General features: G+C 68.4%; 23 protein-coding genes. 17 read left to right on the forward strand and 6 right to left on the reverse strand.

Annotation, left to right across the window (positions count from 1 at the left end):
* From OB2597_RS02150 to OB2597_RS02165, 4 genes are all read left to right on the forward strand, one after another.
* Positions 1-642 (forward strand): response regulator transcription factor, encoded by a 642-nt coding sequence (locus tag OB2597_RS02150; RefSeq protein WP_009803867.1) that lies wholly within the window; start codon positions 1-3, stop codon positions 640-642.
* 80 nt (positions 643-722) lie between these two features.
* Positions 723-1,205: a GbsR/MarR family transcriptional regulator gene (locus OB2597_RS20780; RefSeq protein WP_009803868.1), complete on the forward strand. Its 483-nt coding sequence runs from the start codon at positions 723-725 to the stop codon at positions 1,203-1,205.
* Between the two features lies 1 nt (position 1,206).
* Complete coding sequence (locus OB2597_RS02160; RefSeq protein ID WP_009803869.1) at positions 1,207-2,460, forward strand: efflux RND transporter periplasmic adaptor subunit; 1,254 nt, start codon at positions 1,207-1,209, stop codon at positions 2,458-2,460.
* Between the two features lie 3 nt (positions 2,461-2,463).
* Positions 2,464-5,571 carry an efflux RND transporter permease subunit gene (locus OB2597_RS02165; protein ID WP_009803870.1) on the forward strand — a complete coding sequence of 1,036 codons (3,108 nt, stop codon included), beginning with the start codon at positions 2,464-2,466 and terminating at the stop codon, positions 5,569-5,571.
* An 11-nt stretch (positions 5,572-5,582) separates the two neighbouring features.
* Here the strand turns inward: OB2597_RS02165 and OB2597_RS02170 are convergent, their stop codons facing one another.
* Positions 5,583-6,185 carry a helix-turn-helix domain-containing protein gene (locus OB2597_RS02170; RefSeq protein WP_009803871.1) on the reverse strand — a complete coding sequence of 201 codons (603 nt, stop codon included), beginning with the start codon at positions 6,183-6,185 and terminating at the stop codon, positions 5,583-5,585.
* A 102-nt stretch (positions 6,186-6,287) separates the two neighbouring features.
* Here OB2597_RS02170 and OB2597_RS02175 point away from each other — a divergent pair, with 102 nt between their 5' ends.
* The 6 genes from OB2597_RS02175 to OB2597_RS02200 all read left to right on the forward strand — a co-directional run bounded on the left by OB2597_RS02175 (position 6,288) and on the right by OB2597_RS02200 (position 12,163).
* Positions 6,288-7,490: a substrate-binding domain-containing protein gene (locus OB2597_RS02175; RefSeq protein ID WP_009803872.1), complete on the forward strand. Its 1,203-nt coding sequence runs from the start codon at positions 6,288-6,290 to the stop codon at positions 7,488-7,490.
* Positions 7,491-7,772: 282 nt separating this feature from the next.
* Entirely contained in the window at positions 7,773-8,537 is a 765-nt protein-coding gene (locus OB2597_RS02180; protein ID WP_009803873.1) for an ABC transporter ATP-binding protein, read from the forward strand.
* Positions 8,534-9,238, forward strand: coding sequence for an ABC transporter ATP-binding protein (locus OB2597_RS02185; protein ID WP_009803874.1), 705 nt, complete (start codon positions 8,534-8,536; stop codon positions 9,236-9,238). Before OB2597_RS02180 ends, OB2597_RS02185 begins: the two co-directional genes overlap by 4 nt.
* Before the next feature lie 9 nt (positions 9,239-9,247).
* Positions 9,248-10,240 (forward strand): branched-chain amino acid ABC transporter permease, encoded by a 993-nt coding sequence (locus tag OB2597_RS02190; RefSeq protein ID WP_009803875.1) that lies wholly within the window; start codon positions 9,248-9,250, stop codon positions 10,238-10,240.
* Positions 10,241-10,247: 7 nt separating this feature from the next.
* Positions 10,248-11,315, forward strand: a complete 1,068-nt coding sequence (locus OB2597_RS02195; protein WP_009803876.1) for a branched-chain amino acid ABC transporter permease — start codon at positions 10,248-10,250, stop codon at positions 11,313-11,315.
* Positions 11,312-12,163: an alpha/beta fold hydrolase gene (locus OB2597_RS02200; protein ID WP_009803877.1), complete on the forward strand. Its 852-nt coding sequence runs from the start codon at positions 11,312-11,314 to the stop codon at positions 12,161-12,163. The genes OB2597_RS02195 and OB2597_RS02200 overlap by 4 nt, the downstream gene beginning before the upstream one ends.
* Before the next feature lie 16 nt (positions 12,164-12,179).
* On the opposite strand, the gene OB2597_RS02205 is transcribed toward OB2597_RS02200, so the two are convergent.
* Positions 12,180-12,827, reverse strand: a complete 648-nt coding sequence (locus tag OB2597_RS02205; RefSeq protein ID WP_040608897.1) for a TetR/AcrR family transcriptional regulator — start codon at positions 12,825-12,827, stop codon at positions 12,180-12,182.
* A 60-nt stretch (positions 12,828-12,887) separates the two neighbouring features.
* On the opposite strand from OB2597_RS02205, the gene OB2597_RS02210 reads away from it, so the two are divergent.
* The 4 genes from OB2597_RS02210 to OB2597_RS02225 are packed head-to-tail and all read left to right on the forward strand — an operon-like array spanning position 12,888 to position 16,781.
* The gene (locus tag OB2597_RS02210; RefSeq protein ID WP_009803879.1) at positions 12,888-14,204 is read left to right on the forward strand and encodes a flavin-containing monooxygenase; all 1,317 of its coding nucleotides are present in this window, start codon (positions 12,888-12,890) and stop codon (positions 14,202-14,204) included.
* The gene (locus tag OB2597_RS02215; protein ID WP_009803880.1) at positions 14,201-15,097 is read left to right on the forward strand and encodes a bile acid:sodium symporter family protein; all 897 of its coding nucleotides are present in this window, start codon (positions 14,201-14,203) and stop codon (positions 15,095-15,097) included. Before OB2597_RS02210 ends, OB2597_RS02215 begins: the two co-directional genes overlap by 4 nt.
* Positions 15,094-16,023, forward strand: a complete 930-nt coding sequence (locus OB2597_RS02220; protein WP_009803881.1) for an SDR family oxidoreductase — start codon at positions 15,094-15,096, stop codon at positions 16,021-16,023. The genes OB2597_RS02215 and OB2597_RS02220 overlap by 4 nt, the downstream gene beginning before the upstream one ends.
* A complete protein-coding gene (locus tag OB2597_RS02225) occupies positions 16,020-16,781 on the forward strand; it encodes an SDR family NAD(P)-dependent oxidoreductase (protein WP_009803882.1) in 762 nt (253 codons plus the stop codon). The genes OB2597_RS02220 and OB2597_RS02225 overlap by 4 nt, the downstream gene beginning before the upstream one ends.
* 11 nt (positions 16,782-16,792) lie before the next feature.
* Here the strand turns inward: OB2597_RS02225 and OB2597_RS02230 are convergent, their stop codons facing one another.
* A complete protein-coding gene (locus OB2597_RS02230; protein ID WP_009803883.1) occupies positions 16,793-17,518 on the reverse strand; it encodes a DnaA N-terminal domain-containing protein in 726 nt (241 codons plus the stop codon).
* Positions 17,519-17,981: 463 nt separating this feature from the next.
* On the opposite strand from OB2597_RS02230, the gene OB2597_RS02235 reads away from it, so the two are divergent.
* Complete coding sequence (locus tag OB2597_RS02235; RefSeq protein ID WP_050759185.1) at positions 17,982-19,325, forward strand: AAA family ATPase; 1,344 nt, start codon at positions 17,982-17,984, stop codon at positions 19,323-19,325.
* Positions 19,322-20,428 carry a ParB/RepB/Spo0J family partition protein gene (locus tag OB2597_RS02240; protein ID WP_009803885.1) on the forward strand — a complete coding sequence of 369 codons (1,107 nt, stop codon included), beginning with the start codon at positions 19,322-19,324 and terminating at the stop codon, positions 20,426-20,428. Before OB2597_RS02235 ends, OB2597_RS02240 begins: the two co-directional genes overlap by 4 nt.
* A gap of 319 nt (positions 20,429-20,747) precedes the next feature.
* Here OB2597_RS02240 and OB2597_RS02245 read toward each other — a convergent pair whose 3' ends face one another.
* Positions 20,748-21,047 (reverse strand): CcdB family protein, encoded by a 300-nt coding sequence (locus tag OB2597_RS02245; protein WP_009803886.1) that lies wholly within the window; start codon positions 21,045-21,047, stop codon positions 20,748-20,750.
* A 6-nt stretch (positions 21,048-21,053) separates the two neighbouring features.
* Positions 21,054-21,299, reverse strand: a complete 246-nt coding sequence (locus tag OB2597_RS02250) for a hypothetical protein (RefSeq protein ID WP_009803887.1) — start codon at positions 21,297-21,299, stop codon at positions 21,054-21,056.
* Positions 21,300-21,441: 142 nt separating this feature from the next.
* Here OB2597_RS02250 and OB2597_RS02255 point away from each other — a divergent pair, with 142 nt between their 5' ends.
* Positions 21,442-22,557, forward strand: coding sequence for a zinc-binding dehydrogenase (locus OB2597_RS02255; RefSeq protein WP_040608898.1), 1,116 nt, complete (start codon positions 21,442-21,444; stop codon positions 22,555-22,557).
* A gap of 51 nt (positions 22,558-22,608) precedes the next feature.
* Here the strand turns inward: OB2597_RS02255 and OB2597_RS02260 are convergent, their stop codons facing one another.
* A complete protein-coding gene (locus tag OB2597_RS02260; protein WP_040608899.1) occupies positions 22,609-23,646 on the reverse strand; it encodes a LacI family DNA-binding transcriptional regulator in 1,038 nt (345 codons plus the stop codon).
* Between the last annotated feature and the right edge of the window lie 80 nt (positions 23,647-23,726).

Consider the following 23,726-nt stretch of genomic DNA (forward strand, 5'->3'; position numbering starts at 1 on the left):
ATGCCTGACAGCAAACCCTTGGTTTTCGTCGTCGACGACGATCAGGATGTGCGTACCTCGCTGTCCCGTGCCCTCGACCAGCGCGGCATGCAGGTCGAGACCTTTCCCGCCGCGGAAGCCTTTCTCGCGGCCTATGACGGCGAGCGGCCCGCCTGTGTGGTGCTCGACTACGGCATGCCCGGCATGAACGGACTCGAGCTTCTCGAGGTGCTGAACCAGCGGCAGCTCCCCCTCGGTGTCGTATTCATCACGGGTCACGGCGGCGTGCCCGAGTCGGTCCAGGCCATGAAGGGCGGCGCGGTGGACTTTCTGGAAAAGCCGTTCCGGCAGCCGGTCCTGATCGAGCGCATCCAGGCCGCGCTCGACCTCGCCGATTCGCGCTACGGATCGTTCGTGACGCATCGCGACCTCAAGGCCCGGTTCGACCGCCTCACCGCGCGCGAAGAGGAAATCGTCTCGCATGTGGTGGCCAATCCCGCCGAGGTGTCGAGCAAGGAGATCGGCAATGCCCTCGGCATCAGCCCCCGGACCGTCGACCATCATCGCGCGCGCATCCTGGAAAAGCTCCAGGTGAAATCCCTGGTCGAACTGATCGACCTGGTCACCCGGCTCCGGTTCGCCGACGGCTCCCGCCGCCTGTAGGACGTGACGTCAGCGACCCGGGGCGCCTTGACCCCGGATCGTTCAGTTCATATTGAACGTTACGAACAAAAAGGCCACCCATGACCCCCTCGCCCGAAGAGCAGTTCATCGAGACGCTCGGCCTGATCTTCCAGGCCGAAGGCGTGCCGCGCATCTCGGGCCAGGTCCTCGCCTACCTCGTCCTCGCGGGCGATTCGCGCAGCCTGACCGAGATCGCGCAGGCGCTCGGCGTTTCCAAGGCCTCGGTCTCGACCAACGTCCGCCAGCTCGAGGCGCGCGGGGCGACCGAACGCGACAGCCGCATCGGCTCGCGGCAGGATCTCTGGCGGGCGGTGGCCGACCCGCATCACCGCGTCCTCGGCACCATGGCCGAGCGGTTCGACCGCAACGCCGACCGCATGCAGGACATCGCCGCCGGCTTCGCGGGGGACCCCGACAAACAGCAGAGGGTCGGCGCATTCGGCGACTTCTACCGCCAGTCCGCAAAATTCCTCCGGACGTGGTTCGACGCCGTCGGCGACGGATCCGAGCCGGGCGACATCATCAGAAAAGCGAACGATTGAGATGACCGAGACACCGAAGGACCCGCCCAAGCCGGACTGGGCGCTCACCAATCGTGAACGCAAGGCCCGGACGGCCCGCGCCGAGGGAGGCAAGCCGCCGCGCCGCCGCTGGCCCTGGGTCGTGCTGGGCCTCGCCCTCCTCGCGGCGGCCGGCGCCTACGGCCTGCGCCAGGGCCTGATCGAGCTGCCGGCTCAAGAGATGGCGGCCACGCCCGACCCCGAGGACCAACCCCCCGCGCCAGAGGCCGCGCCCGACACGGTCATGCAGCTTCTGCCGCGGGAACTGACCGAGGTCGAGCGCATGACCCTCCAGGACACCGTGCGCATCACCGGCTCGCTCTCGCCCGCCAATCACCTCGGCATCCCGGCCGAGGTCTCGGGCCGGGTCGACGAAGTGCTCAAGCGCCCCGGCGACGCCGCCGACGAGGGCGAGGTGCTGGTCCGGATCGACATCGAGACCCTGCGCAACCAGCTGGAACAGAGCCGTGCGACGGCCGACGCGACCCGCGCGCAGCTGGAATTCGCCCGCTCGCAGCTGGAACGGACCGAAAGCCTGGTGGATCGCGGCATCGCCGCCTCCTCGACGCTCGACAGCAACGTCGCCAACGTGCAGCAGCTGCAGTCCAACCTGGCCGCGCTGGAACGGCAGGTCGCCACCGCCGAACAGGCGCTCGACAAGGCGACGATCACGGCGCCCTTCTCGGGCATGATCTCGCAACGCAACGTCGATCCGGGCACCTATGTCGCGCCCGGCACCGCGCTGATGACCCTGGTCGACATCACCTCGCTCGAACTCGAGGGCGCGGTCCCCGTGCTCTATGCCCCGCGGATCCGCACCGGCCAGACCGTGACGATCACCGTCGAGGGGCTGGGCGCTCAGAGCTTTTCCGGCACGGTCGAACGCATCGCACCCGTCGCCGCCACCGGCACCCGGATGCTTCCCATCTACGCGACCTTCGGCAATGACGACGGCACGCTGCGCGGCGGCATGTTCGCCTCGGGCCGGCTCGTGCTCGGCGAAAAGGCCGATGCGATCGGCATCCCCCGCGACGCCCTGCGCGAGGACGACGAGGGCCGCTTCGTGCTGCGGATCGAGGGCGACAGGGTCGAGCGCCAGCCCGTCACCGTCGCGCGCATGTGGGACCGGGGCCGGATGGTCGAGATCTCCGAGGGGCTCGACCCCGGCGACACGATCGTCTCGGCCCCGCTGGAACGGCTGCACGACGGCATGCAAATCGCCGTGGTCGGGGGCTGACCGATGTTCCTGACCCGCATTTCCGTCAGCCAGCCGGTCTTCGCCACGATGGTGATGGTCGCGATCTTCGTGATCGGCCTGTTCTCCTACCAGCGGCTGCCGGTGGAACAGCTTCCCGAGGTCGATTTCCCGGTGGTCGCCGTGGTGACCTCCTATCCCGGCGCCACGCCCGAAGCCGTGGAATCGGACATCATCGAAGTGATCGAGGACAGCGTCTCGACCCTGTCGGGGATCGAGACGATCTCCTCCACCGCGCAGACCGGTTCCTCGATGGTGCTGATCCAGTTCCAGCTCGAGGTCGACAGCTCGGTCGCCGCGCAGGACGTGCGCGACCGCATCGCCCAGATCCAGGGCGCGCTGCCCGACAATGCCGAGGATCCGCAGATCCTGCGCTTCGACCCGTCCGAGCTGCCGATCATCTCGGTCGGCATCTCTTCGGACCGGTACGACACCGGCACGCTGACCGCGCTGGCCGAGGACCAGCTCGCCACGCGCCTGTCGAACATTCCCGGCGTCGGCCGCGCCTCGGTCGTGGGCGGCGTCCCGCGCGAGGTGCATGTGCTGATCGACCCCGACCGCCAGTCAGCCCTAGGCATCGGCGCCTCCGAGATCGCCGCCGCCCTCGCCGCCGAGAACACCGACCTGCCCGCCGGTTCGGTGACCGAAGGCGGCTCGAAACAGTCGGTCCAGGTCGAGGGCCGGATCCCCGCCCTCGCCGATTTCGAAGAGATCATCATCGCCCGCCGCGGCGGCTATCCGATCCGGCTGGGCGACGTGGCCACCGTGGGAACCGATCTCGCCGAACAGACCAGCCTCGCCATGCTCGACGGCGAACAGGCGCTCGCCGTCGACATCGTCAAGACCCAGGGCGCCAACACCGTCGCCGTGGCCGAGGCCGTGCGCGAGGAGATCGCGGCCCTCTCGCAAGAGCCGCTCTATGACGGCATCGACCTCGAGATCATCCGCGACAACGCCGTGCCTGTGGAAGACAGCTTTCACTCCGTGCAGTCCATGCTGCTCGAGGGCGCGCTGCTCGCCACCGTGATCGTCTTCCTGTTCCTGAACTCCTGGCGGTCGACCGTGATCACCGGGCTGACCCTGCCGATCTCGATCATCGGCACCATGGCGGCGATCTACTTCCTCGGCTTCACGCTGAACATGATGACGATGATGGCCCTGTCGCTCTCGATCGGCATCCTGATCGACGACGCCATCGTGGTGCGCGAGAACATCATGCGCCACCTGCACATGGGCAAGGATCACCACACCGCCGCGCTCGAGGGCACGAACGAGATCGGCCTCGCCGTGCTGGCCACCACCCTCTCGATCATCGCCGTCTTCCTGCCCGTGGCCTTCATGGAGGGCATCCTCGGTCGCTTCTTCCTCCAGTTCGGCATCACCGTCTCGGTCGCGGTCCTGATCTCGCTCTTCGTGTCCTTCACGCTCGACCCGATGATGTCCTCGGTCTGGTACGACCCCTCGGCGGACCCGAACGTGAAACGCGGCCCCCTCGGCCGGCTGGTCCACCAGTTCGAACGCTTCTTCGAATGGCTCGGCCGCCGCTACCGGGGCCTGCTCAGGGTCGCCCTGCGCTGGCGCAAGACCACGCTGATCACCGCGCTCCTCATCTTCCTCGGCGGGCTCGGGCTCTTTCCCTTCGTCGGCGCCGAATTCGTGCCGCCCGCGGACAATTCGGAGATGCAGATCGACCTCGAGATGCCCGTCGGCACGCCGCTGGAACGCACGGCCGAGAAGATCGCCCAGGTGGATGCGATCCTGCGCGACTTTCCCGAGGTGACCGGCACCTATGCCACGGTCAATTCCGGCACGAACTCGGGCGAGAACAACGCCGCAATCGTCGTTCGCATGACCGACCCCACGGAACGCGAACTCACGCCGACGACCCTCGCCCCGACGATCCGCGACGCGCTGCGGGCGGTGCCCGGCGCGCGGTTCCGCGTCGGGCCTCCGGGCGCCTTCGGCTCGGGCGTGGCGACCCCCGTCGAGGTCAAGATCTTCGGCGAGGATCTCCAGGTCCTCACCCGCCTCTCGCGCGAGCTGGCGGAGAGCCTCTCCGCCACGCCGGGCTTTGCCGATGTCCGCACCTCGCTCGACGATCCGCAGCCCACCATCGGCATCCGCATCGACCGCGACGCGGCCTCCGACCTCGGAGTCTCCCTCTCGCAGGTCGGCAACGCGCTCTCGCCGATGATCGCCGGGCAGACCGTCTCGGAATGGACCGCGCCCGGCGGCGACAGCTATGACGTGCTGCTCCGCCTCCCCGAGGGGGTGCGCAACGACCCCGGGCGCCTCGGCTCGCTCCCCGTGGCCTCCAACGCCGACGGCTCGGGCCTCGTCCGGCTCGACCAGATCGCCACCGTGGAACAGTCCCGCAGCGCGGGCGAGATCACGCGCGAGGATCGCGAACGCTCGGTCCAGGTGACCGCGGGGCTCGAGGGCATCGACATCCGCGCCGCGCAGCCGCTGATCCAGCAGGCCATCGCCGATCTCGACCTGCCGCCCGGCTACCGCACCGGCTTTGGCGGCGACAGCGAACAGATCGCGGAATCCGGCGCCTCGGCCGCCGCCGCGCTGCTGCTCGCCGTGGTGTTCATCTACCTCGTGCTCGCCTCGCAGTTCGCCAGCTTCGTGCAGCCCCTCGCCATCATGTCCTCCCTGCCGCTGGCGCTGATCGGTGTGATGGCCGGGCTGCTGGTCGGCGGCTCGACCCTGAACATGTTCTCGATCATCGGCTTCATCATGCTGATGGGGCTCGTGGTGAAGAACGCGATCCTTCTCGTGGACAACGCCAACCAGCACCGGCGCGGCGGCATGAACCTCTTCGACGCGCTGGTCGAGGCGGGGACGATCCGGTTCCGGCCGATCGTCATGACGACGCTGGCGATGATCTTCGGGATGCTGCCGCTGGCGCTGAACATCCACGGCGGCTCGGGGCAGAACGCGCCGATGGCCCATGCGGTGATCGGCGGGCTGATCTCGTCCTCGCTGCTGACGCTGGTGGTGGTGCCGGTCCTGCTGACCTATGTCGACGGCTTCCTGCGGGCGATCCGCCCCCTCCTGCCCCGCGCCCCCGACGACAGCCACGCCTGAGCGGGGCGGGATCACTCGCCGCTGCGCGACACCACGTGATCCGACCCGATGCCGCCCAGCGAATGGAACAGCCCGCTGGAATTGCTCACCCCGAACTTCTTGAGCAGCTTGGCGCGGTAGACCTCGACCGTGCGGTGCGACAGCTCCAGCTTGATCGCGATCTCCTTGCTGGTCAGCCCGTCCGACAGATGCGAGATGATCTCGCGCTCGCGGCGGGTCAGCGGGATGTAGGGGCGGGTCTCGCTGAGGTCGGCGAAACTCCAGACCGCGCGCATCAGCGGCTCCTCGGGCGTGAAGGAATGGCCCCGCACGCGGCACCAGAAGAGCGTTCCCGACTTCTTCGCCATGATGCGCTCGTCCCAGTAGGTGTTGGTCTCGCGCAGCTGGCGCACGCCGCGGTCGCGGATGTTCACGAACTCCTCGTCCGTGGGATAGAGCATCGCGAAGACCTGGTTCCGCAGCTCCTCGACCCCGTATTCGAACATCTCGGCGAAGGCCCGGTTGCAGTCGCGGATGACCCGGTTTTCGGTGATGACCAGACCTACGGGGGCGTATGCATAGGCCAGCTCCGCGAACTCCCCGCTGCGGTAGGCGTCGTCGATACGTGTTTTCACAATATTGCCCTGCGGTCCGAGTGAGGTGATCCTGAGGCGCAAGGTAGGGCAGCCGGTGCATGGAGTGCAACGGCGCGCCCCCTGCCATAACGGGAGGATATCATGAATATCATCAAGCGACTTGTCGCGGGCATCGCCTTTGGTGCCGTGGCAGCAACCGGCGCCGCGGCGCAGGACCCGATCAAGATCGCCCTGATCCACGGGCTGTCCGGCTCGGCCTTCGAGGCCTTCTCGAAACAGGCGCAGACCGGGTTCGAGATGGGGATCGAATACGGCACCGACGGCACCGGCGAGATCAACGGCCGGCCGATCGAGATCATCACCAAGGACACCCAGTTCAAGCCCGACGTGGCCCGCGCCGTGCTGGCCGAGGCCTATGGCGACGACGAGGTGCTGCTGGCCGTCGGCGCGACCTCTTCGGGCGTGACCGTGGGGATGCTGCCGATCGCCGAGGAATACGAGAAGATCCTGATCGTGGAACCGGCCGTGGCCGACAGCCTGACCGGCCCGGACAGCAACCGCTATGTCTTCAAGACCTCGCGCAACTCGTCGATGGACATGCAGGCGCAGGCACTGGCGCTGCAGCCGGACGAGAACCTCGTCGTGGCGACCCTGGCCGAGGACTACGCCTTCGGCCGTGACGGCATCGAGGCTTTCAAGTCGGCGCTCGAAGGCACCGGCGCCGAAGTGGTGACCGAGGAATACGTGCCGCAGGGCACCACCGACTTCACCGCCTATGCCGAGCGGATGTTCAACGCGCTCAAGGACCGCGAGGGCCGCAAGGTCATCCTGATCTACATCGCCGGCGGCGGCGACGCGCCGGGCAAGATCCAGGCCATGGACCCGTCCCGCTACGACATCGAGATCTCCATGGGCGGGCACATCCTGCCGGTCCTGCCGACCTACAAGCGGTTCCCCGGCATGGAAGGCGCGGTCTACTACTACCACGAGGCCTTCGACAATCCGGTGAACGAATGGCTGGTCAAGGAGCACAAGGCGCGCTTCGACAGCCCGCCGGACTTCTTCACCGCGGGTGGCATGTCGGCGGCGCTCGCCGTGGTCAAGGCCCTCAAGGAGGCGCCGGACTACGAGACCGAGACCCTGATCGAGACGATGGAAGGCATGTCCTGGGACACGCCCAAGGGGCAGATGACCTTCCGTCCCGAGGATCACCAGGCGCTGCAGGACATGCTGCACTTCAAGATCCGCGTCGATGACGCCGTCGACTGGGCGATCCCGGAAAAGGTCCGGATCATCCCGGCGGACGAGATGGACATCCCCGTCGGCCGCAACAACCAGGACTGAGCCCTCCCGGGTCCCGGCCCCGCGCCGGGACCACGCGGAACCCTCGGGCACCCGTCCGTCCCGGCCCCCGCGCCGGGACCCCGCCCCACAAGCGCCGCCCGGAAACGCCTGCGAGGCACGTCCGGGGGGCCGGGGGCAGACGGGGGCTATCCTGCGCTGCCGGATCCCCTCGCGGGGGTCCGGGGCGCGCGCGGAAGCCGCGCAACCCCGAACCGGCGGTTGCCTGGCACAACGGGGTCCCGGCGCGATGGCCGGGACGCGACAGATCGGACAGCAGACGACATGACCACACCTTCCCTCGTCACCCGGGACCTGACGATCCGCTTCGGCGGGCATGTCGCGGTCAACGCGGTCTCCTGCGCCTTCCACCCGGGAGAGCTGACGGTGATCGTGGGCCCGAACGGGGCCGGCAAGACGACCTATTTCAACCTGATTTCCGGCCAGCTCACGGCCTCCTCCGGCACGGTCGAAAAGGACGGGCAGGAGATCACCCGTCTGTCGCCCTCGGCCCGCGCCCACCACGGGATCGGCCGCGCCTTTCAGCTGACCAACCTCTTCCCGCACCTCACCGTGCTGGAGAACATCCGCCTGACGGTGCAGGCGCGCGCGGGTCTGGGCTGGCACATGCTGCGCCCCGTCTCGCATTACCGCGAGCTGGCCCGGAAGGCCGAGCACTATCTCGAGGCCACCCGCCTCACGCCGCTGGCGCATCAGACCGCCGCGAACCTGCCGCATGGCGACCAGCGCAAGCTCGAGGTCGCGCTGCTGATGGCGATGGAGCCCGACATCTACATGTTCGACGAACCGACCGCCGGGATGAGCCTCGATCACGCGCCGGACGTGCTGGACCTGATCCGGGGGATCAAGGCCGACCGATCCAAGACCGTGCTGCTGGTGGAACACAAGATGGACGTGGTGCGCGCCCTGGCCGACCGCATCATCGTTCTGCACAACGGCGAACTGCTGGCCGACGGCCCGCCCGAAGAGGTGATGTCGAGCCAGATCGTCCGCGACGTCTATCTCGGAACCTCGGAGGGCGCGGCATGAGCCTTCTGTCCCTGAAATCCGTTCGGACCGATATCGGCCAGTACGCCGTACTGCACGATGTCAGCTTCGAGGTGCCCGAGGGCGGCGTCTTCGTCCTGCTGGGCCGCAACGGCGCCGGCAAGACCACGACGCTGCGCTCGATCATGGGGCTCTGGACGCCCTCGCCCGGGTCGATCACCTTCCGCGGGCAGGACATCACCGCGATGCACACCGCCGACATCGCCCGGTTGGGCATCGCCTACGTTCCCGAGAACATGGGGATCTTCGGCACGCTGACGGTGGACGAGAACCTGGTCCTCGCCACCGCGACGGGCCGGATCGACCCGGACCGCCTGAAATGGGTGCATGGCCTCTTTCCGGCGCTGGAGACGTTCCGCGACAAGCAGGCCTGGAGCCTTTCGGGCGGACAGAAGCAGATGCTCAGCGTCGCCCGGGCCATCATCGAGCCGCGCGACCTGATCCTGATCGACGAGCCGACCAAGGGCCTCGCCCCCTCGATCGTCGACGCCATGGCCGAGGCCTTCCGCGAGATCGCGGAGACCAGCACCATCCTGCTGGTGGAACAGAATTTCGGCTTCGCGAAGAAGCTGGGCCGCGACATGGCGGTGATCGACGACGGGCGGGTCGTGCACGCCGGATCGATGGCAGAGTTCGCCGCCGACCGGGCACTGCAGGACCGGCTTCTGAGCCTGTCGATGTGAGGGAGTGAGATGGACGCGATAAGCAACACATTCGAACGGCTCGGCGGGGTCAACCTGCTGCCCATCCTGCTGGCCGCGGTGGCCTTCGTCCTGATCGGCGCGCCCTCGTCCTGGGTCACGCTGACCGTGGCGGGGCTGGCCATGGGGATGATGGTCTTTCTCATGGCCTCGGGGCTCAGCCTCGTCTTCGGGCTGATGGACGTGCTGAACTTCGGCCATTCGGCCTTCGTCAGCTTCGGCGCCTTCGTGGCGGCGACCGTACTGGCGGGGCTGTCGGGGTGGCTGGCCTCGGATTCGGTCGCGCTCGGCTCGCTGGCGCTGATCCTCGCCTTCACGGCGGCGATCCTCTTCGGCCTCGTGGCGGGCTGGTTCTTCGAGACCGTGATCATCCGACCGGTCTACCGCGACCACCTGCGCCAGATCCTGATCACCATGGGCGCGATGATCGTCGCCGAACAGACGATCCTCGCCTTCTGGGGCGGCACGCCGTTCTCGGTGCCCCGCCCCTCGTTCCTTGAAGGGGCCTGGATCATCGGGGACGTCAGCATCGAGATCTACCGCGGCTTCGCCTTCGTGCTCGGCCTGATCGTCTTCGTCGGCCTCTATTTCGTGCTGAACCGCACGCGGATCGGCCTGCTGGTCCGCGCCGGGGTCGAGGACCGCGAGATGGTCGAGGCGCTCGGCTTCCGGATCGACCGGCTGTTCATCGGGGTGTTCATGCTGGGCTCGGCCCTCGCCGCGCTCGGGGGCGCGATGTGGGCGGGATACGAGACGCTGATCACACCCGCGCTCGGCGCGGAGCTGATGATCATCGTCTTCATCGTGGTCATCATCGGCGGGCTGGGCTCGATCGAGGGCACGCTGCTGGGCGCGCTCCTCGTGGGGCTGATGTCGAACTATCTCGGCTTTCTCGCGCCCAAAATGGCGCTGGCGTCGAACATGATCCTGATGGTGGCGATCCTGCTGTGGCGGCCGAACGGCCTGCGGCCGGCTGTGAAGTGAGGGCATGATGGAAAGAACCACAGGGGAAATCGCGGTCAAGCTGGTGGTCCTGGGGATCGGGGCGCTGCTGCTCTTCGCGCCGTTCCTGTTCCAGGACGTCCGCTCGCTCGAGGTGGCGGCGCGGATCTGCATCTTCGTCGTGCTGGTGGCAAGCTATGACCTGCTGATCGGCTATACCGGGATCGTCAGCTTCGCGCATACCATGTTCTTCGGTTTCGGGGCCTACGGGGCCGCCATCCTGCTCAAGGCCATGGGTCCGGGCTGGACGCCGGTGATCCTGGGCGCGCTGGCGGGGGTGGCGGTGTCGCTGGTCTTCGCCGTGGCCATCGGTCTGCTGTCGCTGCGGGTCAAGGCGATCTTCTTCGCCATGATCACCCTGGCGGCGGCCTCGGTCGTGCTGGTGCTGGTGTCGCAGCTAAGCCAACTGACCGGGGGCGAGGACGGGATCACCTACCGCGCGCCGGACGTGTTCAAGCCGGCGACCAAGATCCTGACGGATGCCGACGGCAAGGTGCTGCGCATCTTCGACGTGCGCATCAACGGCAAGCTGGCGGCCTATTACTTCGTCTTCTTCACCTCGCTGATCATGTTCCTGATGCTGCTGCGCTTCGTCGGCTCGCCGCTCGGCACGGTGCTCAAGGCGATCCGCGAGAATGAAGGCCGGGCCGAGGCGATCGGCTATCGGGTCGTCGCCTACCGGACCTTTGTCTTCTGCCTCTCGGCGGTCTTCGCCTCCCTCGCAGGGACGGTCTATGCGGTCTGGCTCAAGTACACCGGGCCGGACACGGCGCTCAGCTTCGCGATCATGATCGACATCCTGCTGATGGTGGTGATCGGCGGCATGGGCACGATGTGGGGCGCGGTGATCGGGGCGGTGCTGATGATCATGGCACAGTACTACCTGCGCGACCTGATGGGCGCGGCCTCCGAGGCGCTGCACGGCCTGCCCGTCCTGCCGGAACTTCTGGCGCCGGACCGCTGGCTGTTCTGGTTGGGGATCATCTTCATCCTGCTGGTCTACTTCTTTCCCAAGGGCATCGCCGGGACGGCCATGGCGGCGGGGGCGCGGCGATGACCGGGCCGCGGTTCAGCTTCGTCCCGGTGATGGATCACGAGATCCACGTCACCGAATGGGGCGACCCGACGGCCGAGCCGCTGGTGATGTGGCACGGACTGGCGCGGACCGGGCGCGACTTCGACGAAATCGCCGAGGCGCTGTCGGACCGGTATTTCGTCATCTGCCCCGACACCATCGGCCGCGGCCTGTCGACCTGGTCGCAGGATCCGGAGGGCGAATACTGCGTCGAGGTCTATGCCGGGATCGCGGTCGACCTGATGGATCACTACGGGATGGAGCGTGCGGCCTGGCTGGGCACCTCGCTCGGCGGGCTGATCGGGATGCGGCTGGCCTCCGGGCCCCATGCGGACCGGCTGTCCTGCCTGCTGATCAACGACATCGGCCCGGAAGTCCCGCAGGAAGCCATCGACCGGATCGTGACCTATGTCACGGATCAGCCGGTCTTTGCCCGGGTGCGCGAGGCCGAGACATGGCTGCGCGCGGTCTACCGCCCCTTCGGCCCGGCCGACGACGCCTTCTGGCGGCGGATGGCCCGCACCTCGGTCCGGCGGCTGCCCGACGGCGGGCTGACGCTGCACTACGATCCGCAGATCACCGTCCAGTTCACCGCCTCGGCGGACGAGCTGACAAGCTGGGACCGCTACGCCCGCATCGCCCTGCCCTGCCACGTCCTGCGCGGCCACGACTCCGATATCCTGCCCGCAGGAATCGCCGACCGGATGGCCTCAAGCGGGCCCGCGCCGGGCGTGACCGAGTTCGACTGCGGCCATGCGCCGAACATCTCGCGCCCGCAGGACATCGCCCTGGTGCGCGGGATCCTCGCCGACATGCTCGGGACCGGCTGACGGCCGCCAGACCCGCTCAGGCCATCAGGCCGGCGGCGCAATACCGCACCAGGTGCGCCATCTGCTCCTCCTCGGGGGCGTCGCCACCGCCAAGGGCGGCGATCCGGTCCTGCGTCGTCAGCAGCGCCAGCATGGCCGAGACCGAAAAGACGAACCCCTCGGCCACCCGCCTCCGCGCCGTCTCCGGCACCTGCTCCATGATCGCGGCGAGGAAAAGCTCGGCGGTCGGGTCGAAGCACTCGGCCGAGATGCTCCGCCACCGGTCGTCGGCCGACACGAAGGCGACGAGGCGCGCATAGCTGCGCCAGCCCGGATCCGCGCGCGAGAGATCGAAAAAGGGCCGCATGAAGGCGGCAAGGATCGCCTCCAGCGTCGGCCCGCCCTCCGCCCGCAGCCGGTCGAGCGCCTCGAGCCGCGCTTGCGACAGCGGCCCGGCCCGGCGGGCCACGGTGCGGTGGAACAGTGCCTCCTTGCCGCCGCCGTGATGATGGATGGTCCCCACGGGCTCGCCCGCCTCGGCGGCGATGTCCCGGATGGTGGCGCCGTCGAATCCGCGCGCGGCAAAGACCGCCTCGGCCGCGTCCAGAACCCGCTTGCGGGTGGCCAACGCCCGTTTAGACGGTGCGCGTTTCCTTGTGATCTCAGTGGCTTGACCGGTCGGCATGAAAATATCTTGCCTTATTTTGAACATCTGTTCAAGCTAACGGCGCAAAGGGAGGACCAGATGACCAAGACGCCGGACCGGCTCGCCCTGATCGGGGCGGGACCCATGGGCCTTGCTGCGGCCAAGCTGCTGAAACAGCACGGGATCGACTTTCAGGGCTTTGAACTGAACGCCGGCGTCGGCGGCCTGTGGGACATCGACGGCCCCCGGTCGACCATGTACGAGACCGCGCATCTGATCTCGTCCAAGCGGATGACCGAATTCACCGATTTCCCGATGCGCGACGAGGTCGCGGAATACCCCTCGCACCGCGAGATGAAGCGGTATTTCCAGGACTTCGCCCGGCACTTCGACCTCGAACGCCACTACCGGTTCGGAACCGAGGTTCTGCGCTGCGACCCGCTCGGCGCGCCGGGCGAGGGGTGGCGCATCACCTGGCGCGACCGCGACGGCGAACGGACCGAGGACTATGCCGGTCTGCTGATCGCCAACGGCACGCTCAGCACGCCCAACGTCCCGGGCTTCCGGGGCGACTTCACGGGCGGGATCATCCACTCCTCCGACTACCGCACCCCCGACCAGTTCGCCGGCAAGCGCGTGCTGGTCATCGGCGCGGGCAACTCCGGCTGCGACATCGCGGTGGATGCGATCCACCACGGCACCTCCTGCGACCTCTCGATGCGGCGGGGCTATTACTTCGTGCCCAAGTACGTGTTCGGCAAGCCCGCCGACACGCTCGGCGGGGCGATCAAACTGCCGATGGCGCTGAAACGGATCGTCGACGGGGCGATCCTCAGATGGTTCGTCGGCGACCCGCAGAAATACGGCTTTCCCAAGCCCGACTACAAGCTTTACGAAAGCCACCCGATCGTGAATTCCCTGGTGCTCTACCACGCGGGGCACGGCGACATCACGATCCGCCCCGACATCGACCGGTTCGACGGCGACACGGTGCATTTCACCGACGGCAGCAGTGCCGAGTACGACATGATCCTCCTCGCCACGGGCTACAGGCTGGACTACCCGTTCATCGACGACGCGCTGCTGAACTGGCAGGGCGACGCGCCCCACCTCTATCTCAACTGCATGCATCCCGAGCGCGACGACCTCTTCGTCCTGGGCATGGTCGAGGCCTCGGGTCTGGGCTGGCAGGGCCGGCACGAACAGGCCGAGATGGTCGTGCGCTACATCGAGGGCCTTCGCGCCGGGTCGTCCGAGGCCCGGGCCCTGCAGGCGACCAAGGCCGGCGGCTATTCCCGCGCGACCGGCGGCATGTCCTACATCGACCTGCCGCGCATGGCCTACTACGTGGACAAGGCGACCTATCGCAAGGCGGTCAACCGCTGGATCGCCCGGCTCAAGGGCAGCGCGGCATGATCGACGACGCCATCCTGAATTTCTCGCCCGGCTCGCTGACGCTTCTCAACGGCATCCTTGCCGTGGTCATGTTCTCGATCGCCATCGACCTGCTGCCCCGCGACTTCCGGGCGCTGGCGAAGGGGCCGAAACCCCTGCTCGTCGGGCTCGCCTCGCAGTTCCTCGTCCTGCCGGTGCTGACCTTCCTGCTGGTGCTGGTCGTGCAACCGCCGGCCTCGGTCGCGCTCGGCCTGATGCTGGTCGCCGCCTGCCCGGGCGGCAACATCTCGAACTTCATCACGCACCGGGCGGGGGGCAATGCCGCGCTCTCGGTCTCGATGACCGCTTTCGCCACGGTCGGGGCGATCCTCCTCACGCCGCTCAACATCGCCTTCTGGGGAAGCCTCTACGACCCCTCGGCCGCGATCCTGCGCGCCACTTCGATCGACCCGGTCCGCATCGCGATCACCGTGGGCCTGATGCTCGTCCTGCCGCTCGTCCTCGGCGTGACGCTGAACGCGCGCCGGCCGGACCTGACGCGCAAGCTGCGCCGGCCGCTGCAATGGCTCTCGATGGCGATCTTCATCGCCTTCATCGTCGTCGCGCTGGCCGCGAACTGGGCGCAGTTCCTGGCCTATGCCGGGGGTATCGCCGGGCTCGTCGTCCTGCACAACGCCCTCGCGCTCGGCGGCGGCTATGCCACGGCGACCCTGGCGCGGCTTTCGCCGTTCGACCGGCGCGCGGTGACCATCGAGACCGGCATCCAGAACTCGGGCCTGGGCCTCGTGCTGATCTTCGGCTTCTTCGGAGGCCTGGGCGGCATGGCCGTCGTCGCGGCCTTCTGGGGCATCTGGCACGCGATCTCGGGCCTGGTCCTCGCCGGCCTCATGGCCCGGACCGAGGCCCCGCGATGACCCGCATCCTGATCACCGGCGCCGCCGGCATGGTGGGGCGCGCCCTCGCCGGGGCGCTGCCGCCCGCAGAGGTCGTCGCCACCGATCTCGCTCCCGGCGCCCTGCCCCGCACGGTCCGGTTCCGCCGGATGGACGTCACCGGCGCCGACCCCGACGCGGTCATCGGCGCGGAACGCCCCGAGGTGGTCGTCCACCTCGCCTCGATCGTGACCCCGCCGCCCGGCATGACCCGCGACCAGGCCCGTGCGGTGGACGTGACCGGCACGCGCAACATCCTCGCGGCCTGCGTGACGCATGGGGTGCGGCGGCTGGTCGTGACCAGTTCCGGCGCCGCCTACGGCTATCACGCCGACAACCCCGTGCCCCTGACCGAGGACGCGCCCTGCCGCGGCAATCCCGAATTCGCCTATGCCGACCACAAGCGCCGCGTCGAGGAGATGCTGGCCGAGGCCCGCCGCGACCATCCCGCGCTGGAACAGGTGGTGCTGCGGGTCGGCACGGTGCTGGGCGCCGGGGTCGACAACCAGATCACCGCCCTCTTCCACCGCAGACGGCTGCTGGCCATCCGCGGCAGCGACAGCGCCTTCGTCTTCATCTGGACCCGCGACCTCGCCCGGATCGTCGCCCGCGCCGCGACGGACGGCCCGCCCGGCATCTTCAACGTGGCCGGCGACGGCTGGCTGACGGTGGACGAGCTGGCGGCGAAACTGGGCAAGCCGGTGCTGCGCCTCCCCGCCTGGGGTCTCAAGGCCGCGCTCGCCCTGGCGCGCCCCCTCGGGCTGACGCAATACGGCCCCGAACAGGTCCGTTTCCTGCAATACCGGCCGGTGCTGGCCAACGACCGGCTCAAGACGGTCTTCGGCTACACGCCCGAGCTGACGTCCGAACAGGTGTTCGATCTCTGGCGCAAGGAGGCCCGGCCATGAAGACAGCGGTGATCTCGGGCGGCAACGGCGGGCTCGGCCGGGCGCTGGCGGCGCAGCTGGAGGCGCAGGGCTGGCACTGCGTGCTGATGGATCGCGACATTGCGGGCCTCGCCGCGTCGGACAGCCGCACCCCCGTCGCCGTGGACCTGACCGACGGGCCGGCCCTCGCCGATGCCAGCCGGCGCATCATCGCGGACCGGCCCTCGATCGACCTGGTGATCTACAACGCCGGTGTCTCGCAGATCGGCCCCTTCGCCGAGACGGACCCCGCCAGTCACCGCCGCGTCTTCGAGATCAACTATTTCGCGGCGATCGGGATGGCGCGCCATTTCCTCGCCCCGCTCCGCGACAGCGGCGGCACGCATCTCGCGATCTCGTCGGTCGCGGGCTTCGCGCCGCTGCACAACCGCACCGCCTATGCCGCATCGAAACATGCGCTGCAGGGCTTCTTCGCCTCTCTGCGCTCGGAAGAGGCGCCGTTCGGCGTGCGCTGCCTGATCGCGGCGCCCAGCTTCGTGGCCACCAACATCGGCAATCCCGCCCGCACCGAGGACGGGATCCTGCGCCCCGGATCCGCCGCCGACGGCATGGACTACATGACCCCCGAGGACGCGGCGGCTGAGATCCTGCGCGGCGTGGACCGCTCGCGCGAGTTCATTCCCGTCGGCCGTGTCGCCCGGCTCTCCTCCTGGCTGATGCGACTGTCCCCCGCCCTCTACCAGCGGGCGATGCGTCGCAACATCAGCGGCCGGGGATAGCCCCCGGGCGCTCAGCCGCCCGCCCCGCTCCAGGTCACGTCGACATCGCGGAGCGAGGGGTCGGCGGCGATCACGCTCACCAGCAGGCGCGGCATGAAATGCGTGCGCACGTAATCGGCCACGAACCGCGAGGGCGCGACAAGCGTCAGGACACCGGCCTCGCATTCCGCCGGCACCAGGTTGGCGAACCAGGCGTTGAAGATCGCCGGATCCTGCGCCGCCAGCCGTTCGGCCGCGCGGGCCCAGGGTGTGCCCTCGCCCCCCTGCCCCGCCGGGTGGCGCTGGAACGGCACGACATTGTCGACCGCGGTTGCCGGTTCCGGCACGTCGCTCATGCGGGCGGTGAAATCCGGGCCGACCGCATCCCAGTGCGGCACGGTCTCGCGCAGGACGGCGTCGAAGACGATCCGGTGCTGCGCGACCCGTCCCCGCGCGGCCGGCACCGCGACGCTGACCCAGCCCCGCGCCCGCATCGCCGCCATCTCGCGCTTGGCGGTGCGGTCGGTCACCCCCCACATCCGCGCCAGTTCCTTCTGGCCGACGGCGAAGCTCTCCAGCCGCCAGTTGAACCGCGCCGTGACGACCAGCGACAGCCGCAGCGCGAGCCGGGCAACCTCGGCATCGCCCCGCGCCGCCGTCACCAGTAGCGCGGTGAGAATGTCGTACTTGAATGAGGACGCGCCCGGCCCCGTCGTCTTCCTGCGCGTGCTCAGAGCGCCGTCCGGCCCTGTCTGCATAACTGCCCCGTTCACCGTCCTGTGGTCGTCTGCCTCTCGGGATGCCCGTCTTGTGCAGGCCCTGTCTGAACGCTTTTCCCGATCTTGTGGTGATTAGCGTTGAATGCGGAGGAGTTGTCAAGGATTCGCGTCACTTGCGGCCCGATCCTCATATCCAATTCAAATGAATCCGGTATGTGAATGGTATTGGGGGACGCCCTGGATGTCCCCCGATCGGGCCTTGATGTCCCCTCAAAGGGATGGGGTCGCCTTCCGGGTGTCCCCCCAATGATGGTCCCTGTTCCGCGGTTTCGGCCCGTCGTCCGTGGCGCCCCGATTCGGCCGCGGGCGTCCCCTTATCCGCAGATAAGGCTGCCTGTGGCGCCCCTGCTCCGGTTCCAGCCCCACTGTAATTCCATCTCGACAAAAAAGGCAAATTGGGCGTAAATCCGGAAAAGCGCAGAATTTACGTTTGAGGTGCATCGTGCTGACACATACCGACCTTCGGGATATCCAGACCCGCTCGCTCAAGATGCAGAGCTGGATCCGGCAACAGACCTTCTCGCCCGAGAACCGCAAGACCCTCCGCCGCTTCTCCTCGTGGGAGGTGTCCGAGCTGATCCTGGGCCTGAACCAGAACACGTTCCGCGGCAAGATGGCCGCCGATCCGAACCTGCCCGCGGGAACGGTCGAGCCCGAGGGCCGGCAGCGCTGGTTCACCCTGGAAGAGGTCAATACCCTGCGCCGCAAGATCAAGCAGCGCGGCAAGGGGCTGATGCCGAAGCGCCCTGCCGGCCGGGCCTTCCGCACGGCGATCGCGAACTTCAAGGGCGGTGCGGGCAAGTCGACCGTGGCGCTGCATTTCGCCCATGCCGCCGCGCTCGACGGCTACCGGGTGCTCTGCGTGGATTTCGACCCGCAGGCGACGCTCAGTCACTCCATGGGGCTCACCGATGTCAGCGAGGAGCGCACCGTCTGGGGCATCATGGCCCGCGATCTCATCCGCGAGACGGAAGGGCAGAACGCCGCCCCCCGGGGTGCCGCGTCGGGGGCCGCCCTGCCCCTCCGGTCCCTGCCCGCGTCGATCACCGGGCTGGGCATCCAGGATCTGCGGGTCAGCGACTTCATCCAGCCGACCAACTGGCCGACCATCGACGTGATCCCCTCCTGTGCCAACGCGGCCTTCGTGGAATTCGCCAGCGCCCAGTACCGGCACCTCAATCCCGAATGGTCGTTCTTCGCGGCGGTGAACCGGTTCCTCGACCAGCTGCCCGAGGACCAGTGGGACCTCGTCTTCTTCGACTGCCCGCCCGCCATCGGTTATCAGTCGATGAATGCGGTCTTCGCGGCGGACATGCTCTATATTCCCTCGGGCCCCGGCTATTGGGAATACGACAGTACCACCAGCTTCATCGGCCAGCTGTCCGAGGCGCTGGAGGATCTGGCCTACGGGTTCGAGGGCAGCTTATCCGCGGATAAGGTCACCCTTCCCAAGGCGTTCCACGACGTGCGGTTCCTGTTGACCCGGTACGAGGCGGGCAACGATCTGCACCGCGCGATGTTCGAAGCCTTTGGCAAGGTCTTCGGTGACAAGATGGCGCAACAGCCGATCGAGATGACCCGCGCGGTCGAACAGTCCGGCCGCTTCCTGTCGTCGATCTACGAGATGGATTACCGCGACATGACGCGCGAGACATGGCGCCGGGCGCGGGCCAGCTTCGACCGGGCCTATGCCGAGTTCAAGGGCGTGATGCTGCCGCACTGGGAGACGTTCGGCGAAGGCACCTTATCCGCGGATAAGGTCGCGCTGGAAAGGAGTGAGGGATGAGCCGCAAGAGACGCATATTCGACATCGACCTGCCCGAGGAACCCGAGGCCCCGGCCGCGGCGCCGGAGCCTGTCGCCGACGCGGGCGCGGCGCGGCGCGGCCCCATGGCCAGCGCCATCGCCGAGAATGCCGAGGCGCTCAAGGCCCGGCGCAGCACGGTCGAGGCCATCCGCGAAGAGAACGACGCGCTGGCCCATGAGTACGTCGCGCTGCGCGATGCGGGTCACGTGGTCAAGCCGGTGCCGCTGGACCAGGTCCATACCTACATGCTGGTCCGCGACCGTATCCCCGGGGAAGACGAGGAACTGGCCGAGCTGATGACCTCGATCCGCGAACTGGGGCTGTCGAACCCGATCCGCGTGATGCCCCGGCCCGATGGCACCGGCTATGAGCTGGTGCAGGGGTTCCGCCGGCTGAGCGCCTACCGGCAGCTGCACGAGGAAACCGGCGATGCGGCCTGGGGCGAGATCCCCTCGCTCGTCATGCCGGGAGAGCCGGATGTGGCGGGGCTCTATCGGCGGATGGTGGACGAGAACGTGATCCGCAAGGACCTGTCCTTTGCCGAGATGGCCTATGCCGCGCAGAACTACGCGGCCGAGCCCTCGACCGAGGCGGAGGATGTGGGCGAGGCGGTGGCGGCGCTGTTCCAGTCGGCGCCCTATTCCAAGCGCAACTACATCCGCAACTTCGCCTTCCTGCTCGAGAGGCTGGGGCAGGACCTGGCCTATCCGACCGCGATACCCCGGGCGCTCGGCGTGGCGCTGGCGCGCGAGATCAAGGAGCGGCCCGAGATCGTGGGCCAGATCCGCGATGCCCTGACGGATTGGGAAGGGCGCAGCATCCGCGACGAGCTGGACGTGCTGCGGCGCTTTACCGGGCAGGGCGATCCCGAGGAAGACGCCGCGCCGGTGCCGCGCGCCAAGACCTCTGGCGGGACGGGCGGCCGGACCAAGACCACCTTTCACATCCAGAGTTCGGCCGGGCAGGTGAAGTGCACCGCCGGCCCGGGGCGGCTGGAGATCCGGGTGGAGCGCGACTTTTCCTCCATCGAACGGGCGCGGCTGGAGCGCGCCATCGCCTCGCTGATCGACGGGCTGGGCTGACCTTATCCGCGGATAAGCTCCGACGTTCCCTCTGTCGGCGTCGCCCAGGCGGGCGGCGCCGATTTGCGTTTCGCGGGGGTGCGTGTGGCTGGTTTCGCTGCGGCAAGCGGGGCAGGGCGGGGGCGACCTTATCCGCGGATAAGGTGGGGCGCCATGGCTGTCGATCAGGCTCGAACATGCAGCTTAGGGACTGATACGGGGCTGACCCCCGGCCGCTGATGCGACGGGTTCACCGTCCATTCCCGAACGGCGCGGGGGGCACCGGCCAAGGGCGTTCATGCAGTCTCTGATCAGCGGTTCTGGGATGAATTGTGCCGGGTCAGAAGCCCGAGACCAGCAGGTCCACGGCCATGACGATCTCGTCCCGCCAGGCTTCGGCGCTGCCGACCGCGCGTCCGATCTCGCTGGCGGGGAGGGCGATCAGCTGGGACATCAGGATGACATGCGGCCGGCCGTCCAGATCGAAGGCGATGTGCAGCTTGGGCACCAGCCGCCCCCAGGCGTCGCGGGGCAGGACGGGCGCGCAGAGGATATAGGGCGTCTCGGCCCCGATGTCGGTCTGGACACGGCAGATGAGGTCGAGCCCGTCGCGGGTCCGGTGGATCGTGCCCTGCGGCATTGCCGATCAGAGCCGCCGGAACCGGGCGAGGGTGGGGCCAGCGGTCTCGAGATGCGCGGCCTCGTCTGCGAGGCCCGCCTTGGCCGAGGCGATCCAGGCGGCGCGTTCGCGGTCGGCGCGGGCCCGGGCGAGGCCATCGTCGATGCAGCCGCGCACGACGTCCGAGATCGACATGCCCCGCGCCCGCGCCTCTTCCTCGAGGGCCGATTTGCGGGCCTCGCCGATGTTGCGGATGTTCAGTGTCGAGGTCATGGCGGGCGTCCCTGTCCGGCTCGGTTCTGGCAGCTATACGTAGTGCATTACGCTCTGCATTACAAGCCGCGGCGGCTGGACGGCGGCGGCCACCTGCGATCTAACGCGGTGAAAGAGAGTCACCACAGCACGCGAGGACAGCATGAGCAGAACCGGCAGAGAACTGAGATCGACACTCGAGGCGGACGGCACGTTGCGCATCACGCTCGACACCGTCGAGGTGCCCGAGCCGGGCGAGGGCGAGCTTCTTGTGCAGGTCGAGGCGGCGCCGGTGAACCCCTCGGACCTGGGCCTGCTGCTCGGCCCCGCCGACATGGACACGCTGAAGGCCGGGGGCACGGACGGGGCGCCGGTGCTCACCGCGCAGGTGCCCGAGAAAATCCTGCCCGCCCTGAGCGGCCGGATCGGCAAGTCGATGCCCGTCGGGAACGAGGGCGCGGGCGTCGTCATAGCCGCGGGGGCCGGGCAGGAGGAGATGGTCGGCAAGCGCGTGGCGATGATCGGCAGGGCGATGTATGCCGATTTCCGGCTGATGCGCCCCGAATCGTGCATCGTGCTGCCCGAGGGGGCCAGCCCGGCGGATGGTGCGGCGTTGTTCGTGAACCCGCTGACCGCGCTCGGATTTGTCGAGACGATGAAGGCGGAGGGGCACAAGGCCATGGTTCATGTGCCTGCGGCCTCGAACCTGGGACAGATGCTGGTGAAGATCTGTCAGGCCGACGGCATCGGGCTGGTCAACATCGTCCGCAGCGAAGAGCAGGTCGACCTGCTGCGCGGCCTCGGCGCGCGCCACGTGGTGAACAGCAGTGCCGACAGCTTCCGGGCGGACCTGACCGAGGCGATCGCCGCGACCGGCGCCACCCTGGCCTTCGACGCCATCGGGGGCGGAGAGACCACGAGCACCATCCTGAACGCGATGGAGGCCGTCGCCGCACGCGATATGGACGAGTATTCGCGCTATGGCTCGGACGTGCCGAAACAGGTCTACATCTACGGGTCGCTCAGCACCGAGCCGACCGTGCTGAGGCGCGGTTTCGGGTTCACCTGGAACGTGGGCGGCTGGCTGCTGTTCAACTTCCTGCGCGGGGCCGAGCCGGCGGTGGCGCAGCGGATGCGCGAGCGCGTGGCCGCCGAGATGACCACGACCTTCGCCAGCCACTACACCGCGACGATCAGCCTGGAAGAGGCGCTTTCGCCCCAGATCGCCGCCGCCTACCAGAAGAAGGCCACGGGCGAGAAGTACCTGATCCGGCCCTGACGGGCGGGGCGGCCCGTGCCCGGCGCGGCTGCCGGCCGGGGCAGGGCGCGGTCAGCCGGTTGCGTGGCCCAGGTTCTCGCGGATCAGGATCTCGATCCGGATCTCCTCTTGCGAGGCGAGCGGTTCGCGTCCGTCGCAGCGTGAGCGGAGCACCCGGATCGCGCTGCGCACCAGGTGGCCGGGGTTCTGCGCGATGATCGCGTCGAGCGTCCCGGCCCGCAGCATCTGTTCGTTGAACGAGGTCCTCTCGTGGGCGATGGCCTGCCGGCCGGCAAGGTGGCCGGCGCGGTCGATGGCCTGAAGGGCGATGCGCGTCTCGGAGCTGAGGACGTAGACGCCCACGATGTCGCTGTAGTTGGAGAAGAACGCCCGCACGATGCGGTCGGTGCGCCCGGGGTCGCCATGGGTCTCGAGCGAGGGCAGGGCCTGGAGGCCGGGATAGTCGCGCGTCAGCACGGCATCGAAGCCCTGGCGGCGTTCGAGATTGTCGCGGGCGTTCATCGTGTCGGCGATGACCAGGATGCGGCCCGGGCGGTGCGCGCAGAACTTGCCCATGAGGCGCCCCGCGGTGGCGCCGGCGGCATTGTTGTCCACGCCGACGAAATCGAGCCGGCGCGCGCCGGGCTGGCCCGAGACGAACTGCACGACCTTCACCCCGCGTTCGATCAGCCGCATCGTGGCGTCGCGCACCTGGGGCGTTTCGGGGGCCATGATCGCGATGCCGTCGGCATCCTGCGGGCCGATCCCCGAAAGCAGCGCGGCGATCTGGTGCGGGTCGTTCCCGAGTACCCGGCGATGGCGCACCTCGGTGTGTTCGCCGGCGAAGGCGACGCGCGTCTCCTCGATCCGGTCGACGAGGGTGTCGAGGAACTGGTCGCCGCTGCTGGGCAGCATGAATTCGAGCCGGTAGCGCCGCCCCCGGGCGAGGTTCGCGGCCGAGATGTTGCGCTCGTATCCGATGCGCCGGATGGCCGCGTTCACCGCCTCGACGGTTTCCGCGCGCACCCCGGGACGCCCGTTGAGGACGCGGTCCACGGTCGCCAGGCTGACGCCGGCCGCTTTTGCCAAGTCCTTGGTAGTGGGGCGCATTTTTGCTGTCCCTGGGGCTTTGTCCGGGTTTCGGGGCGGGCTTCACTTAGCGGGGTTTGGCCGCTGAATGCAAATACTTT

The organism is Pseudooceanicola batsensis HTCC2597 (genome assembly GCF_000152725.1).
GTDB lineage: Bacteria > Pseudomonadota > Alphaproteobacteria > Rhodobacterales > Rhodobacteraceae > Pseudooceanicola > Pseudooceanicola batsensis.

Excerpts from the sequence above, each read along its gene's own strand:
- OB2597_RS02150 (WP_009803867.1), top strand. The coding sequence starts at position 1 with ATGCCTGACAGCAAACCCTTGGTTTTCGTCGTCGACGACGATCAGGAT.
- OB2597_RS20780 (WP_009803868.1), top strand. The coding sequence starts at position 723 with ATGACCCCCTCGCCCGAAGAGCAGTTCATCGAGACGCTCGGCCTGATC.
- OB2597_RS02160 (WP_009803869.1), top strand. The coding sequence starts at position 1,207 with ATGACCGAGACACCGAAGGACCCGCCCAAGCCGGACTGGGCGCTCACC.
- OB2597_RS02165 (WP_009803870.1), top strand. The coding sequence starts at position 2,464 with ATGTTCCTGACCCGCATTTCCGTCAGCCAGCCGGTCTTCGCCACGATG.
- OB2597_RS02175 (WP_009803872.1), top strand. The coding sequence starts at position 6,288 with ATGAATATCATCAAGCGACTTGTCGCGGGCATCGCCTTTGGTGCCGTG.
- OB2597_RS02180 (WP_009803873.1), top strand. The coding sequence starts at position 7,773 with ATGACCACACCTTCCCTCGTCACCCGGGACCTGACGATCCGCTTCGGC.
- OB2597_RS02185 (WP_009803874.1), top strand. The coding sequence starts at position 8,534 with ATGAGCCTTCTGTCCCTGAAATCCGTTCGGACCGATATCGGCCAGTAC.
- OB2597_RS02190 (WP_009803875.1), top strand. The coding sequence starts at position 9,248 with ATGGACGCGATAAGCAACACATTCGAACGGCTCGGCGGGGTCAACCTG.
- OB2597_RS02195 (WP_009803876.1), top strand. The coding sequence starts at position 10,248 with ATGGAAAGAACCACAGGGGAAATCGCGGTCAAGCTGGTGGTCCTGGGG.
- OB2597_RS02200 (WP_009803877.1), top strand. The coding sequence starts at position 11,312 with ATGACCGGGCCGCGGTTCAGCTTCGTCCCGGTGATGGATCACGAGATC.
- OB2597_RS02205 (WP_040608897.1), bottom strand. The coding sequence starts at position 12,827 with ATGCCGACCGGTCAAGCCACTGAGATCACAAGGAAACGCGCACCGTCT.
- OB2597_RS02210 (WP_009803879.1), top strand. The coding sequence starts at position 12,888 with ATGACCAAGACGCCGGACCGGCTCGCCCTGATCGGGGCGGGACCCATG.
- OB2597_RS02215 (WP_009803880.1), top strand. The coding sequence starts at position 14,201 with ATGATCGACGACGCCATCCTGAATTTCTCGCCCGGCTCGCTGACGCTT.
- OB2597_RS02220 (WP_009803881.1), top strand. The coding sequence starts at position 15,094 with ATGACCCGCATCCTGATCACCGGCGCCGCCGGCATGGTGGGGCGCGCC.
- OB2597_RS02225 (WP_009803882.1), top strand. The coding sequence starts at position 16,020 with ATGAAGACAGCGGTGATCTCGGGCGGCAACGGCGGGCTCGGCCGGGCG.
- OB2597_RS02230 (WP_009803883.1), bottom strand. The coding sequence starts at position 17,518 with ATGCAGACAGGGCCGGACGGCGCTCTGAGCACGCGCAGGAAGACGACG.
- OB2597_RS02240 (WP_009803885.1), top strand. The coding sequence starts at position 19,322 with ATGAGCCGCAAGAGACGCATATTCGACATCGACCTGCCCGAGGAACCC.
- OB2597_RS02245 (WP_009803886.1), bottom strand. The coding sequence starts at position 21,047 with ATGCCGCAGGGCACGATCCACCGGACCCGCGACGGGCTCGACCTCATC.
- OB2597_RS02250 (WP_009803887.1), bottom strand. The coding sequence starts at position 21,299 with ATGACCTCGACACTGAACATCCGCAACATCGGCGAGGCCCGCAAATCG.
- OB2597_RS02255 (WP_040608898.1), top strand. The coding sequence starts at position 21,442 with ATGAGCAGAACCGGCAGAGAACTGAGATCGACACTCGAGGCGGACGGC.
- OB2597_RS02260 (WP_040608899.1), bottom strand. The coding sequence starts at position 23,646 with ATGCGCCCCACTACCAAGGACTTGGCAAAAGCGGCCGGCGTCAGCCTG.